Source organism: Phycisphaeraceae bacterium (assembly GCA_020639155.1).
In the GTDB taxonomy this organism is placed as follows: domain Bacteria; phylum Planctomycetota; class Phycisphaerae; order Phycisphaerales; family UBA1924; genus JACKHF01.
In genome coordinates this window covers 295075-309120 of sequence record JACKHF010000001.1, presented here as the reverse complement: position 1 = coordinate 309120, position 14046 = coordinate 295075, and the positions used below count along the sequence as shown (strand labels likewise).

At 56.3% G+C, this 14046-nt stretch carries 15 protein-coding genes; 5 read left to right on the top strand and 10 right to left on the bottom strand.

Annotated features, from left to right (window positions below):
- Positions 1 to 3: 3 nt before the first annotated feature.
- The 8 genes from H6815_01355 to H6815_01320 form a co-directional block, all read right to left on the bottom strand.
- Positions 4 to 813, bottom strand: coding sequence for a hypothetical protein (locus tag H6815_01355; protein MCB9859074.1), 810 nt, complete (start codon positions 811 to 813; stop codon positions 4 to 6).
- Between the two features lie 132 nt (positions 814 to 945).
- Positions 946 to 2343 carry a PD40 domain-containing protein gene (locus H6815_01350; GenBank protein MCB9859073.1) on the bottom strand — a complete coding sequence of 466 codons (1398 nt, stop codon included), beginning with the start codon at positions 2341 to 2343 and terminating at the stop codon, positions 946 to 948.
- A gap of 220 nt (positions 2344 to 2563) precedes the next feature.
- Positions 2564 to 3235, bottom strand: a complete 672-nt coding sequence (locus H6815_01345) for a flagellar basal body L-ring protein FlgH (protein MCB9859072.1) — start codon at positions 3233 to 3235, stop codon at positions 2564 to 2566.
- A gap of 21 nt (positions 3236 to 3256) precedes the next feature.
- Positions 3257 to 4306: a flagella basal body P-ring formation protein FlgA gene (locus tag H6815_01340; GenBank protein MCB9859071.1), complete on the bottom strand. Its 1050-nt coding sequence runs from the start codon at positions 4304 to 4306 to the stop codon at positions 3257 to 3259.
- A 45-nt stretch (positions 4307 to 4351) separates the two neighbouring features.
- Positions 4352 to 5158: a flagellar basal-body rod protein FlgG gene (gene flgG, locus H6815_01335; GenBank protein MCB9859070.1), complete on the bottom strand. Its 807-nt coding sequence runs from the start codon at positions 5156 to 5158 to the stop codon at positions 4352 to 4354.
- Positions 5159 to 5222: 64 nt separating this feature from the next.
- Complete coding sequence (locus H6815_01330; GenBank protein MCB9859069.1) at positions 5223 to 5987, bottom strand: flagellar hook basal-body protein; 765 nt, start codon at positions 5985 to 5987, stop codon at positions 5223 to 5225.
- On the bottom strand, positions 5984 to 6217 hold the full coding sequence (locus H6815_01325) for a hypothetical protein (GenBank protein MCB9859068.1): 234 nt from the start codon (positions 6215 to 6217) through the stop codon (positions 5984 to 5986). Before H6815_01325 ends, H6815_01330 begins: the two co-directional genes overlap by 4 nt.
- A gap of 138 nt (positions 6218 to 6355) precedes the next feature.
- Positions 6356 to 7450, bottom strand: coding sequence for a sigma-70 family RNA polymerase sigma factor (locus H6815_01320; protein ID MCB9859067.1), 1095 nt, complete (start codon positions 7448 to 7450; stop codon positions 6356 to 6358).
- A 663-nt stretch (positions 7451 to 8113) separates the two neighbouring features.
- Between H6815_01320 and H6815_01315 the strand changes: the two genes are divergently transcribed.
- The 4 genes from H6815_01315 to H6815_01300 are packed head-to-tail and all read left to right on the top strand — an operon-like array spanning position 8114 to position 10191.
- A complete protein-coding gene (locus H6815_01315; protein MCB9859066.1) occupies positions 8114 to 8758 on the top strand; it encodes a superoxide dismutase in 645 nt (214 codons plus the stop codon).
- 11 nt (positions 8759 to 8769) lie between these two features.
- Complete coding sequence (locus H6815_01310) at positions 8770 to 9057, top strand: hypothetical protein (GenBank protein ID MCB9859065.1); 288 nt, start codon at positions 8770 to 8772, stop codon at positions 9055 to 9057.
- Positions 8954 to 9697 (top strand): hypothetical protein, encoded by a 744-nt coding sequence (locus tag H6815_01305; protein MCB9859064.1) that lies wholly within the window; start codon positions 8954 to 8956, stop codon positions 9695 to 9697. Before H6815_01310 ends, H6815_01305 begins: the two co-directional genes overlap by 104 nt.
- Complete coding sequence (locus tag H6815_01300; GenBank protein ID MCB9859063.1) at positions 9694 to 10191, top strand: hypothetical protein; 498 nt, start codon at positions 9694 to 9696, stop codon at positions 10189 to 10191. The genes H6815_01305 and H6815_01300 overlap by 4 nt, the downstream gene beginning before the upstream one ends.
- Here H6815_01300 and H6815_01295 read toward each other — a convergent pair.
- A complete protein-coding gene (locus H6815_01295) occupies positions 10172 to 11518 on the bottom strand; it encodes a DUF1015 domain-containing protein (GenBank protein MCB9859062.1) in 1347 nt (448 codons plus the stop codon). The genes H6815_01300 and H6815_01295 overlap by 20 nt on opposite strands.
- 164 nt (positions 11519 to 11682) lie before the next feature.
- Positions 11683 to 12384 carry an SDR family oxidoreductase gene (locus tag H6815_01290; protein MCB9859061.1) on the bottom strand — a complete coding sequence of 234 codons (702 nt, stop codon included), beginning with the start codon at positions 12382 to 12384 and terminating at the stop codon, positions 11683 to 11685.
- A 67-nt stretch (positions 12385 to 12451) separates the two neighbouring features.
- Here H6815_01290 and H6815_01285 point away from each other — a divergent pair, with 67 nt between their 5' ends.
- Positions 12452 to 14041 (top strand): extracellular solute-binding protein, encoded by a 1590-nt coding sequence (locus H6815_01285; protein ID MCB9859060.1) that lies wholly within the window; start codon positions 12452 to 12454, stop codon positions 14039 to 14041.
- The last annotated feature ends 5 nt before the right edge of the window (positions 14042 to 14046 follow it).

Sequence of the window (14046 nt, the reverse complement as noted above, 5' to 3'; positions counted from 1 at the left end):
CGTTCAACCCCCTCGTTCTCCATATACCCATCGGCCTCTTGTGTTCACGCCCGAGAGACGGACCCATTCCCGATCCATCAGTTGTCGCAGCGCTGACCACGAGCCGAACTCTGTAAACAAATCCATGCTCGCGAGATAGGTTTCCCATCCGAGTGCCGAAGGTTGCCTCATGCGCCCTTCTGCGTAGCTTTGCAGTTCTGCCTGCACCCGGTGATTCCTCCCATCAAGGGTAGTCCCGATAACAGATACGGGCGAATCGGCCTCCTGGATTCGTTCAAAGTATGAATAATCCGTCGGCTGATAGATAAGACGCTGCGGATTGATGCTTTGTTCGCCCTTTGTTGCCATTTCGCCCGGTAATGCGTACAAAGCCAACCCAAGGCCGTATTTTGGTGGGTCGTACGGCTCATACGACGTAATTGATCCAACCAGGACCGCATCCACCTGCATCTCTTCAGCAAGTGCCTTCAGGTCTTTTGGAGACTGGGGGTAGCTCATTTCAAGCCGGCGCATAGCCTCGATCGTGCGATTCAGCGGCACTACGGTCAACCCGTCGATCTGGTCTGCCTGTTGGATGAGCTTGTCTGTCAGCACCATCGAGTCCGCCAGCGTTGTGCCTGACTCATTCCTGAGCGGAACAACAGCCCAGACAGGCCCGCCGAACGTCTGGTCGTACGGGTTCATGATCGTTTCAGGCGACGTCAGTCGTGAGCCAGAACTTGCACACCCGACGAAAACCATGCATCCTGTGAGAGCAACTGTGCCAGTCAGGCATGCCCGTAAAGCCATGTTGCGGAAGCGCTGGAGCGTCATCGAATCTCCGGGAGCAGAACGACAGAGTGTGTCTTCGATTGCGATCGGGTTGAAGCGTGCTCACGGATGTCTCCACCCGTGAGCCGCGTTTGTGTCGCAGCTGGTCTCCGCCAACTGCGCGAGTTTCATTGATTAGTTGCCGGAATCGGTATCGACACCAGCGAAGCTGGAGTTCTCGCTTGATGAGTTGAACGGGTTGGATGTGATGGTTCCGTTGCTGGGTGATGCGATGCCGCCAGCAGCGATGATTGCGCCTGACGCGTTCATGCGCCAGATGTTGTCAACGCCACCACGATCGGACACAAAGAACACGGTGTTGTCAGGACCGAAGGTCGGCATGAGATTGACCGACTCTGTGTTTGTCAGAGGCACGAGCGAACCACCGGTCGCAGAGACCAGCCACAGGTTTGCATTCTGCGGACGGGTGTCGTTCTCCTGGGCCCACTGGCTCGGATTTGGCACTGTTGCAAAGGAGATCCAGTTGCCGTCTTTGCTCCATGTGGGGTTGATGCACGCGTGGTATGCGCTCTGAGCGATCTCTGTCTCGTTGCTTGCAACACCGTTTGTGTTGAAGTCGATGGTCCAGACGCTGAATGAGCGGTCGCCGCGCTTGCTGGAGCGCTGGAAGACAATTTGGTCCGTGCCGTTCTCGCCGGAGCCAGAAACAGGCGACCATTCCGGGAACAGACCGTATGTCAGGAAGTGTGCAACGCCGGAGTTGCCGTACTCTGTGACCCAGATCTCCCACTTGCCGGAGATCTCGCCAAGACGGGAGAAGACGAGGTACTTCCCGTCAGGCGACCATGTCGGGTGCAGTTCGTGTGATGACTCAGTTGTCACCTGAACGGCCTGACCACCAGTGGATGAGATCACGAAGATGTCCCAGTTGCCAGAGCGGTTTGATGCGAATGCAACACGGCTGCCATCGGGTGAGAACACTGGCATGACATCGTTTGCAGCATCGTCGGTCAGCTGTGTCACGGTGCGGCTCGATGTTGACTTCATGTAGATGTCGGACGACATCGAGTGCTGTGTGGACGAGTACACAACAAACTCACCATTTGGTGAGACGCACGGGTCAAAGTCTGCACCTTCAAGTGTAAAGCTGAGCTGCGACAGGCTGCCACCACCGGCGCGAGCGGGATCTATTGCGTCGTATCCGGGGCCTTGTTCAGCGAGCACCTGACCATAGAAATCTGTGGAGACATTCGATGCCTGCATCTGGACTGGTGTCTTGGGTGAGAGCGACATGGGACCAGCGGACGGTGCTGCGCCGGTGAAGTTCCATGTGCCGTCTCCGGTGACTGATGCGCCGTACGGATCAAACGCGCCTGCACGGTTTGAGGAGTATGTGCCGGGATTTGTGCCGTATGCGCCGCCACTGTTCGTGAACGACCTTGAGCCGTTGCTATATGAGCCGTTGTTTGCATCAGTGGTGCTGTTCTTGCAGCCGGTGAGTCCGACGATGCAGCCAGCGATCGCTGTCATGGCAAAGGATGTTGTGATGAATGATGTTCTGCTTGTCTGCATCCGTGCAATCTCCAAATGTGTGTTTCCAGTCTGGGAACAGGTGAATCTGAGTGATGTGGTCTTCAGACCAGTTTCTGTGTACTGCTTGCCGCTCCCTCTGTGGATTCAGCGAGCCTCGACGCGTGCAGCGTCTCGATATGCATCGACGAGATCGGGGAAATAATGAAGCGACATCGTGTTATCAGACGTTTTGAGTCCACCAAAACGTCGTTATCTGCTGTCAGAAAGCGAACAATGACTCCAGTGCTCGTGGGATGATGCCTTTCTCACCCGATTTGGCGAGTTCGCCTTCGTGCGTGATGAACAGCGTGAGGTTGGCCATCTGGTTCGAGAGGATCGTGCCCTGTGCGGTGATATCCTCGCGTCTGCACAGGCCCGACAGCACCAATGTCTTGACCTCGTCGCCTACACCACGAACCACGCGAGCTTCCAGCAGCAGCGTGCCGTTCGGTTTCACGTCGATCACCGTCGCGGTGACGCGATCCACAATCCGGTCCGATCGCGATGTCTTGCCATCGCCCTTAAACGCGTGCCCGCCCTGAACGTCGAGCAGATCGACGCCATCGATATTGCCCTCGCGCAGCTGGAGTTCTGCCAGCTTCGCAAGATCGATGAAGGCGTTGATGGTTGCGTCGGACGAGTAGTCCTTGTTGGTTGTGAGTGACTGTGACGAGTCAGACTTGCTCGACTCGTTGATGATGATCTGCACGAGATCGTGCATGCCATAGATACGTGCCTCGTCCTTGCGCACCGAGTGCAGTCCCATGACAAACAAGTCGCCGGAGACACCCGAGCCAAAGTGTTGGGTTGTGTTGGTGCGTTCGAACAGGCTCTGCGCTGATGCGCATGTTGTTCCTGCGAATACTGTCAGTATGGCGAATAACTTCTTCATGCAAACTCCTCCAGTGAGTACTCACCGGCTTGTTACAATCACTGCCTTGCCTCTGCCCTGAGCAACTGCGTGGATGCGTCTGCGCTGGGTTCGATCGGGTTCGAGTGTTTCGAGTTCCAGATGCTCATTCGCACGTGCGTCCGCGAGCGCCTTTGCGCGAAGCTCCACAACCACCGTCCCAGCGATGCAACGGACGATGACGATGTCTCCTCGCTCGATCACGCGTGATGGCGTGATATCTGCTGTGCGAATGATCGCACCAGCGCCGAGTCCCGTGCGAAGCTCGGTATTGATAACCTGGTCCTGAGACGCGATGGTCAGGCTCGGGCGGTACCACTCCTCGCGCACCGAGAAATCCTCGAGAGAGAGCGCATGACGAGGACGCAATGCCTTGTTCGTGCGTGCTACAGCACCTTTCAGTTCCACCGATACGCGGATCTCCTGGTCAAGCACAGTTCGCTCGTCCGCGTTGATGCGCACGCGCATCTGTGTTTTATCAGATAGCGAGGAGCACTGAATTTGGACAATCCGGCCGGCTGTAACTGTCTCAAGAACACCAGCATCGTCACTATCGAATCCGATGCGAACACGATCGGGAGGCAGATCCGCCATTACGCAGATCTCCAAAGCGATCCGTCCGAGCAACTGATTGCGATCAACATCCGTGGCGATTTTCCAGATCGTGTGATCTTCTCGTGATGCGTGCGACGCAGCAGCTCTCTGATGCGGTTGTTCTTCGGAGATTCGGACGATGGTGCAGATACTCCCGCTGAGAATGACCGAACCCCAGTTCACATCGGAAAGTTCAGCTTGGATTGCGTCGCGGATGTCCTTGAGTTCGATCTTTGATCTGCCATTATTCAGCTCGATTGCTTCGATTGTGTCCGCCATGATGCCAGAGACTCTCGCAACGTGGCCAATTGTGAGTGTTCCTTCGGTTGCACGCACACTCGTGCGAAGCTGGATCGACGTGATCGACTGCGCTGTCACATGCGATGCACTCACGCAGACCATGCACACGAGAACGATCGTGCGTGCAATGATGCGGAAGTGTGTGCGTGCGTGTGTCATAGCGGGCTCAGTGCGTCCTTGTCTCCGTGTATTGACCATGATTCACTACGATCTCAGTTGTGCGACTGTCTGGAGTGCCTGGTCGGCTGCTCTGATGGACTGCGAGTTCATCTCGAATGCGCGCTGTGTGCGGATCATCTCGATGAGCTCGCGCGTGGGATCGACATTCGATGCCTCGTACCTGCCGCCGATGATTGATCCAAAGCTCTCCGTGCCGGGCTGACCGACCGTTGCAGCGCCTGACCCCGCGGTTTCAATGAACAGGTTCTCGCCCGCCTGCTTGAGACCCTCAGGGTTTGCAAACACAGCGATCTCGATCGGCCCGACCTCCGTTGGTGCAGTTGCGCCATCCTCGATGTACGACACGATGCCGTTGCTTGAGATGGAGATGTCCTTGGCGTTGACTGGAATGGTGATGTTGGGGATGAGGCGACGACCCTGCGAGTTTGCGAGCACGAGTTCGCCGTCTGGGTTGCGAAGGAAGTTGCCAGCACGTGTGTATGCGACGCCGTCACCGCCTTTGCCTGGCTCCACCTCGACCATGAAGAACCCGTTGCCGTCGATCATCATGTCGGTCGGTGAGCCCTCGATCGCGGTGCCCTGCGCGAAGTTCACTTGCGTGCCCGAGACGCGCACGCCGAGACCAACATAGAGTCCGGTCGGTTTCTCATCACCAGACGCGTTCTGTGTGCCCGGACGTGAACGCTCAACGTAGAGGAGATCCTCGAAGTTTGCTCTGCTCTGCTTGAAACCGATGGTGTTGACATTCGCGAGATTGTTCGCGATGACATCAAGGCGCGTGTTGAGCGACGAGAGTCCGGATGCTGCTGCTTCGAGTGCGAGATTGGCCATTGGGTACAACTTCCTTTGGTCGTGTGTGTCGTTGCGGTTCGTGCCGTTTCTGTTTCAGTCAGTCTTACGAGACTCGTCCAAGCTGGTTGATTGCGCGATCAAGCAGACGATCATGGTTTCTGATCATGTTCATGTGTGTGCTCATGGACCGTGCAGCACTCGTGACGGCCATCATCGCCTGGATCTCGTCGACAGCGGAACGCTCGACGGATCCTGAAACAATGGTGCCAGACGCGGGCTGCGCTGTTTCCATCACAGCAGCGCTCGCGCCGTACAACCCCTTGCCTTCTGGAACGAGTTGTGACGGATCAGCGATGTCGACAAGGCCGAGCTGCGCAATCGGCTGATCGTCAGCCATTACGATCCCCGCTTCGCCGATACGAACATGCGCGTTGATTGGGAGGCGAATGGTGCTTCCGGATCCATCAAGTACCGGATACCCGCTGGTCGCATGGACAAGCGTGCCGTTTGCATTCAGGAATCGACCGTCGCGCGACAGCGATGGCGTTTCATTGCCCGCATCAATGGTGAAGAATCCGTTTCCACGGATCGCGGTGTCGAGAGGGCGATTTGTGACCTCCATACCGCCGGTGCCGAACGCCATCTCATTGTGCGCCATGGTGACGCCAGCACCAAGCGATTCAAGAAGTTCGTTTGAGGGAACCAACCCAAGCCCGTCCTCAACGCGCGCCGCGGCACGCTGGCGCGTCATTGGGAGCACACGTGCAAACCCGGGTGTCTCGATATTGGCGAGGTTGTTCGCCAGTACGTCCTGCTGGTACATGCTGGTGAGCGCGCCCGATGCTGATATCTGCAAGCCATAGTTCATCTGCGGACCTCCGTGTCCTTTGCTGCGCTGGTGCGCAACTGCTGCGTCACAATGCGCACGCTGCCGGGCAGTTCCTGCGTGCCAGATGCCTTCGCAAGCATCCGTGCCCGCTCGATCAGCACATGTCCAAGCCTGCCCTCCTTGAGCAGTTCATACGCCGAAATTCCCGTTTCCACCGGGGATGTGACGCGTGTATGTGCTGATCTGGATGTGCCAGTATGCTCGTGCATGCGCGGTGTTCCTCGCAATGAGAAACACAATCCGCGTGCCAAGACAATGTGACAATGTAAAAACACCCCGGCGAGCGAGTCGGCGGGGTGTTTGGGTTGTTTTGAAATAACCTATGAAGGACTCAGTTCTTCGGCGTCTTAGTTCATCTGGGCAACACCGGCGAGATCCTGTGGCTGATCATCGACCTCCTTCGTGCCGAGGAAGTTTGCTTCCAGCTCAGCGCGGATCTTTTCCATCGCCTTGTTCTGAATCTGACGAACGCGTTCCTTTGTGACACCGATAATCTGGCCGACCTGCTCGAGCGTCATCGGCTTCTCGTTTTCCTGTGTCTCAAGACCGAAACGATGCTCAATGACGGTGCGTTCGACACTGGTCAGATCGGCACGGTTTTCAAGAACGATGCGCTTGACCTCGTCAGCAGTGTCGCGCTCAAAGTCTGCGCGCTTCACTTCGAGATAGTTCGACTTCTCGAGCTTTGGATCGAAGTCGGTTGGGAACCGCTGGCGATATTTGGACAGCTTCATGCCCTGACGCGAGAAGGCCTTGAGGATCGCTCGACACGCGTATGTCGAGAACTTATACCCACGGCCCGCGTCGAACTTGTCAACCGCGCGGAGCAGCGCCATGTTGCCTTCCGAGACAAGATCTGCAAAGTCGACCTCGCTCATGCGCGTGCGCTTGGCCATGGCAAGAACAAGCGCGAGGTTCGTCTCTGCAATCTGCTCACGCACGCGCTCGGCGACGTGGTACCAACGGAGCATTTCCTCGGCCTGGGTGCGTGTGGGCTTGCGGCTGGCGCTCTCCTCGATCTTGATCTGCACTTCACGGATCCGGAATCTCGCGTAGTTGAACTTGTGAAAGAGCACTTTTTCCTGTGCGCCAGTCAGAATCACTTGCTGCGATGACTTGACGGTTCGTGTTCGTGTCGACGACAGATCATCCATGACGGGGTGATACCACGTTGTATCCGGCATTTGGATGTCATCGCCCTGTGCGTAAATGAACGATTCTGCACCGTTTTCACGGAACGCCTCGGAATCGATAAAGTCCTGCGGCTTTGCCATAATCTGTGACAGCAGGCGGTTTTCCTCGGGGCTGAATGCGCGCCTTGGTCGACTTGCGCGTTTTTCCTTGCCTGATTCGGGAGCTTCCACGACCGCGACCTGATGTCGGCGACGGATCTGCTCAAGCGGGCTGAGTTTCTTCATTACTGTGTTTTGTGTGCTGGTCATTGTGATTCAGCTTTCCTCAATCATCCTGCAACCTGGGTGTGAGCCCGATTGCCTAGCCGAACTGTGAATGCGATTCCCGGTCGCACCCGCCTTCGACGTGTGTTGCGTTTCTACACCATACAGGATTCGAGTATCCCTTTGGTGTGGATTTGGTCCAGCCCTTGAAGATCGATCCGAAATCAGGAATTTTCCGGACTCAGTTGCCAGACTATCCACCATGTTGAGATGCGCGAATCCTCCCTTGTGGTACGGGAATGTGTGTCAAAAGTTCCGCGGCATTTGGAATTCGCGAAGAATTCAGGTATTTTGCCGCCTCTTCGTCTGTTGACAGACACAGCATTCCCGAACCATTACCCCTGAGGCTCCCACCACCGCAGGGCAGTTTGTTCGAAAAATGTTTGTTATTCAGATGTGTTTCCGGGTCGCGGCGTGGTTATGCGAGCTTGATTGCTCACACACTCTCTCGTCCAGTCGCGATGTCGTTCCACGCGGCAATGCGGTCGGCCTCTGTGATTTTCGGCCCGTCCTATGCTGCCTTCATGTGGGCCGCCAGCATAGCCTCTATTGCAACTCGTTGCAAGCCGGGAAACTCCTCGGTCACACCAACTTTTTTCACGCATCTCAAGTTCTGAGTATTTCAGGACTTCCCAGTAGGAGAACGCCATGACAGACGCACTCAAGCTCCCCGATCTTCCGTATCCGCACAACGCACTCGAGCCCGTGATCGATGCCAAAACGATGGAGATTCATCATGGCAAGCACCACAACGGATATGTGACGAATGCGAACAAGGCGATGGAGGGCACGAACCTTGTTGGTAAGAACCCTGTCGAGATTCTCGAAGATCTCGGCAATGTGCCGGAAAACATCCGTGCAGCTGTTCGCAATAACGTCGGCGGGCACGTGAACCACTCACTGTTTTGGACGATCATGGCTGCACCTGGAAACGGTGGCGGCGGAGCGCCCACCGGTGAACTTGCTACGGCGATCAATGAGTCGTTCGGATCATTTGATGCATTCAAGGAGCAGTTTTCAAAGGCTGCAGCAACACGCTTTGGCTCGGGCTGGGCGTGGTTGTGCGTTGATGGCAACGGCGCGTTGATGGTCACATCTACACCAAACCAGGATTCACCATACTCAGATGGTCACACACCAATCCTCGGGCTTGATGTCTGGGAGCACGCATATTACCTGCACTATCAGAACCGCAGGCCTGATTATGTCAGTGCATGGTGGGGTATTGTGAACTGGCAGAAGGTTGCAGAACTCTTTGCCAGCGCCAGGAAACTGGTGGGCGTAGCCAGATAACGTTCACCTCCATGGAGATACATGACAAGAACGAGCATCCTTCAGCACCCGGGGACACCGCACCCCGGGTGCCTTCGCGCCGTGAACTGCGAGGCTCGCGGCTGGTTGTGCTTGTGCTGCTGGTGATCGGTCCATTCGCTGTGATTACGGGCTTGATGTGGTTGATCGCGATCGAGATTCCGAAGGAGCAGCGCGATGCCAACAGAAAGCGGATGGAAGAGCAGCGCGCTCCTGCGATCGAAAACACCACCGAGTTACCCGCTGATCCAGCGCAACAACGTGAAGATGACGTTCGGTGAGTTCTGGGAATATACAAAGACGCTCATTGATGAGCAAGGTGAAGAGTGGCGTTCTATTCGGCTGAGGGAGATAGTTGAGTACCCTGATCGCGACAAGAGAACAAAGAAGTTTCTAAAACAGTTCTCTGGACTTCAAGAGTGTTCGGAGCCTGAATGCGAGCAGGTGTACATTGAGTATCAACTCTATAAATCGTGGTATGGAAGATATGGTAATGGCACTTTGAGCATGGCTGTTCGGCCGTTCAGACCGATGTGGCCAGCTATGGCGGTGCTGGTACCTGCGCTTATTATCAGTGCGATTGTGTTGCTGGTTCTTGCCAGCGACATTCAGTCTGGGAATCTGTGGATTCGCATTATGATTGCACTCATTCCGATCACGGCTGTTACTGTCGTTCTCTGCTTGTTTGCTTCGGATATTGCGGGCAAGCATGAGCAGGAGAAAATGTACAGGTTTGTTCGAAGGGTGCTTGGCGTGTACCTTGTCACAACACCTAACTGTGGTAATTGTGAATACAGCCTGCTTGGACTTCCGGTTGAGGCGGAGAAAGCAACGGGCAGATTGCGCGTTGTGTGTCCCGAGTGCGGCGCAGCGAACATCCCGCCACGCCAGCAACTCGTACCAGCCGAGGAATCAGCATGAACCTTCGGTGGTACACGGTGCAGCCGTTGTGGCGACGGTACGAGGAACTGGATGGGCTGCTCGATCTGGAGGCGGAGAACCTGTATTGCAGCGTGGTTCAGCGAAACCGCAAGCTGATGTACTATCGAAGGATGCGTGCCGTCGTCAAATCATGTATCGGTGGAGCGATTGTGTTTGGAGGATATGTTGCATTCATCTGGATCTTCTGTTCTTTGTTTCGAGTGAATATTGGTGTGCGTTTCTTTGCGGTCCTGGTACTGATTGGCTTTGTGTGTTATGTGTGCACGCCGTTTGTTGTCTTTGTTCACGCAAAGCATCGCATCATTGTGAGTCTGCTGCAGTCCCAGCTTGATTCCAGCACCTGTTTTCAGTGCGGATACAGCTTGCGTGGGCTTGAGAGTTCGTCGAGTGCGGGCGCAAAGATGTACGTCACATGTCCGGAGTGTGGCACAAGCAATGTGCGATTCGATACCCTTACGCCAGCGGATTCATGAACAGCCCTGTCGCGAGCTTCGGATAGAAGAACGTGGATTTCTGTGGCATAAGTTCGTTGGCTTTGCTCACGTCACGTACAGATTGCAACGGTGTTGGTCGCACGATGACCGCGAGCTGCGCAAACCCAGCGCCGCCTCCAGCGCCCGTTTCTGATCCCTCGCCAATTTCGAGCACCTCGGGGATCGAGTGCGGGAATGCCCACTTCACGTCGTTGCCGTCGTTGAGCTTTGGTGCGCAGATCTGCTCGACGATGAGATGCTGCACAAGTGCAACATCAAGCTGGCGCCATGACTCGTGCCGATTGGCGCACGTTGCCTGAAGCGGATCAGGGTCCCTGGGTGTGCAGATTGCCGCTCGCTGTGTTGCAAAGTCGTAGAGTCCAAGCACGTTGACGTGCGTTTCGCCCTTGGAGTGCATTGCTGCTTCGATCGAGTCGATCCCGCCGGAGACTGTTTCAATGGAAAGCAGGTCCTTGGCTGTGTCACAGAACGCATCGAAGGTGTAGTGCGCCATCCCGCCCAGCACTCGGTGCGTCGGACCGATTGCCAGTCCGGGATCTGACATGCTCACCATGACCATCATGGTTCTGCGTGCTGGATGATCTTCTGCAACATCGCCAGCCTGTTTGAGGTACTCGAGATAGTTCAGTGCTGTGTTGTATCGATGGTGCCCATCTGCAATGAACACGTCCTCTCCATCGAGTGCATCCTCATAGGCTTTCATTGTCTCGTCGTCGTCGATGATCCAGACTTCTTCGGTGACGAGCTTCGGTCCTTCACCGAGTGTCGTGCTGATGTCCGGATCGCGCGAGTCCATGACAGACCTGACGAGCTTTGTTGCAGCGCCGTCGTCATCGGGATGTAGACCGAAGATGGGTGACATCTGCGTCTGAGTCTCGCGCATCAGCGCGAACCGGTCTTCCTTGGGGCCCGAGAATGTCTGCTCGTGCGGGAGGATGCCGCCGCCGGTGCGCGGGCCGAAGGGAACGGTTTCCACAGTGCAGCACATGCCACATCGCTGGTAATGCTGCCCAAGAAAATCGAACGACTGGCGGTAGGCGAACATGACGGGCTTTCCCCGGCGCGCGAGCGTGCCGTCGCTCAGCCACAACTGCAACGTTGTTGCGGCATCCTGATAAGCCTCTATCGGGCCGAGTTGCTTCGGTGGTACGTGCGGGAGATCAATCGCGACGATGTTCCTTGCATCGCGATGGAGCAAAGCCTGTTTGTCCTTTGCGGAAAGCACGTCGTAGGGTGGAGCGATCTTCGTGCCAATGGCAGTGAAATCTGTGTACTGGATCGCGGTGAAGGGAAACACTTGGGGCATCAGCGTGGTCCTTGCAAACGGTGCGAAAATACCCGTGTTGTGCGGGCGGGGATAGTAGAAGCGATATGCCTTGGTTTTCATCCAAACGCATGTGTATTCATCGCCGCGGGCGTGTTCGGTGTGCGTCCGGACAGTTGGGCAGATACAAGCGAGGCGAATGCGGATCAGTTGGCTGAGAGCAGAATGGGTGTTCCAGCGTCATGAGCGCGCTGACCCGTCACACAGCCCACAATGACGTTTGCAACGGCATCTGCTGTCAGGCAATGTGATGGTGGTAGCATTGTCTCGTCAAAGAGAGATCGAAGCATCGGTGTATCCACAGCGCCCGGCGCCACAGAATACGCCTCGATGCCATGTTCGCGTCCCTCGTTCATGCACGATCGCACGAGCGAGTTCACCGCTGCCTTGCTCGCCGCATATGCGAAGAACCCCGGGAACGGATCAACAGATGCCATTGATGACGTACACACGATTCGACCGTGATGCTGCTGGACAAAGATCGGCCAGCACTCGCGGATCAGCCGTGCTGTCCCCATGACGTTGATGTCAAAGCACTGTGCGAAGACCTCGTCGGTGGTTTCGGCGATCGGCATTAGAGGGGCTGTGCCAGCATTGCAGACAATTGCATCGAGCGAGCCGAAGGCATCGATCGCAGAGTTGACAAGCGTTGCAGATATCTCGGGCTTGCCGACATCGCCAGCGACGATACGAACATTGGGTGTTGTTGCAATCGAGTTGAGCTTTGCCGCATCGCGAGCGCAGACGACCAGTCGCCAGCCGAGCGTGGAGAGCTGTTCAGTCACGGCCCGTCCGATCCCTGAACTCGCACCGGTGACAATCGCAACAGGTTGGTGTGTGGTTGGCATTGTGCAGAGTGTATGAAGCTGGGAGCAGGCAAGCAGTGATTGAGTCCTGCCAGCATACAGTTGCCTGATGGCACACGAACATCCACAGGTTCGGGACAGGACAGTTGCTCTCGGGGTGTTGGCACTTCTGCTGTTGGTTGTCGCAATGCCGATCGTGCTCCGCCCGAAGAACAGAGCCGCATGGCCCGAGGACACGCAGTCGCTCATCATACTAACGCCGCATGTCCAGCAGATTCGTGAAGAGTTCGCACGGGCGTTCGATCAGTGGCACCAGGCAAAGTATGGCACCCGCGTGCGCATCGATTGGCGCATTCCGGGCGGCACGAGTGAGATCCGCAGACTGCTAGAAGCGAAGTACGGCGCAGCGATCCGTCAGGGGAAGTACACGCTTGATGAGCACGGCGTTGCCAGATTCGAAACGGGTGCGCTCGAGTTCGACATGATGTTTGGTGGTGGAAGCTACGACCATGGGAAACTCGCGGCGAACAACGCAGCCCGCGCAGCAATCAGTGGTGAAGAGGTTGCAGGGCCGATCTCTGCGCCGCCGGAGCCGCCGTTTGAGCAGTCTCAGCTTGACGGATGGTTCGGTGAGAACGTGATCGGCACCGGGAAGCTGTACCACGACGATCAATACTGGTTCGGAACAGCACTCTCAGGGTTTGGTTTTCTCTATAACCGCGATGTGCTGCGGAGGCTTGGTGTTGCTGAGCCAAAGGTGTTTGATGATCTGACGAATCCGAAGCTGATGGGCTGGATAGCGCTCGTCGATCCCCGGATGAGTGGCTCGGTTGCGACACTGTACGAATCAATCCTGAACGCGAAGGGGTTTGATGAAGGATGGCGCATCCTGCGCGAGATGAGCGCGAACTCACGCACGTTCGCGTCAAGCTCCACGCGCACGCCGATTGATGTTGGCCAAGGTGAAGCGGCGATTGGCGTGTGCATTGATTTCTATGGGAGATCGCAGGCGCAATCGGTCAGCCAGCCAGGGACACCGCCCGAGCTTGCGCGCGTCGGGTATGCCGACCCTGCCAACGAGGTATACGTTGATGCCGATCCGATCTCTATCCTTGCTGGAGCGCCGAATCCGGTTGTCGCAAGGCACTTTGTCGAGTTCTGCCTGACCGAACAGGGCCAATCGCTGTGGCAGTTTCACGCGCGCGAGACGGGGTATTCCTCCCACCAGACAGAGGATGGGCTTGGACCAGCGAAGTATGAGCTTCGTCGCATGCCTGCTAGGCGCAGCATGTACGAACGGTACATGGATCGGTTTGTCGACAAGGCGAATCCGTTCCTGTTCGCGTCGGATGCGCCGAATCTGCGCCTTCGCGGATCGATCAATGTGCTGATGTCATCGATGGCTATCGATGCTCACGACGAACTCCATCATGCGTGGAAGATGCTGAATAAGGCTCGTGCAACGTCCGGATTTCCTGCGTCAGCCCTCGCCGAAATGGAAGCCGTGTTTTATGCCATGCCCGAAGTGGTCGATAAGGATGGGCAGAAGGTTCTGCTGAGTGCCGAGAACGCGACGGACTTTGGGTCATTGTGGCGTGATGAGATCACGGCTGCCGAGGCCAGGATTGCGTGCACTCGATTCTTCAAGGGCCAGTACGCTCGTGTGGTTGTGATTGCGCACGAGCATGGCGTTCGATAAGAACG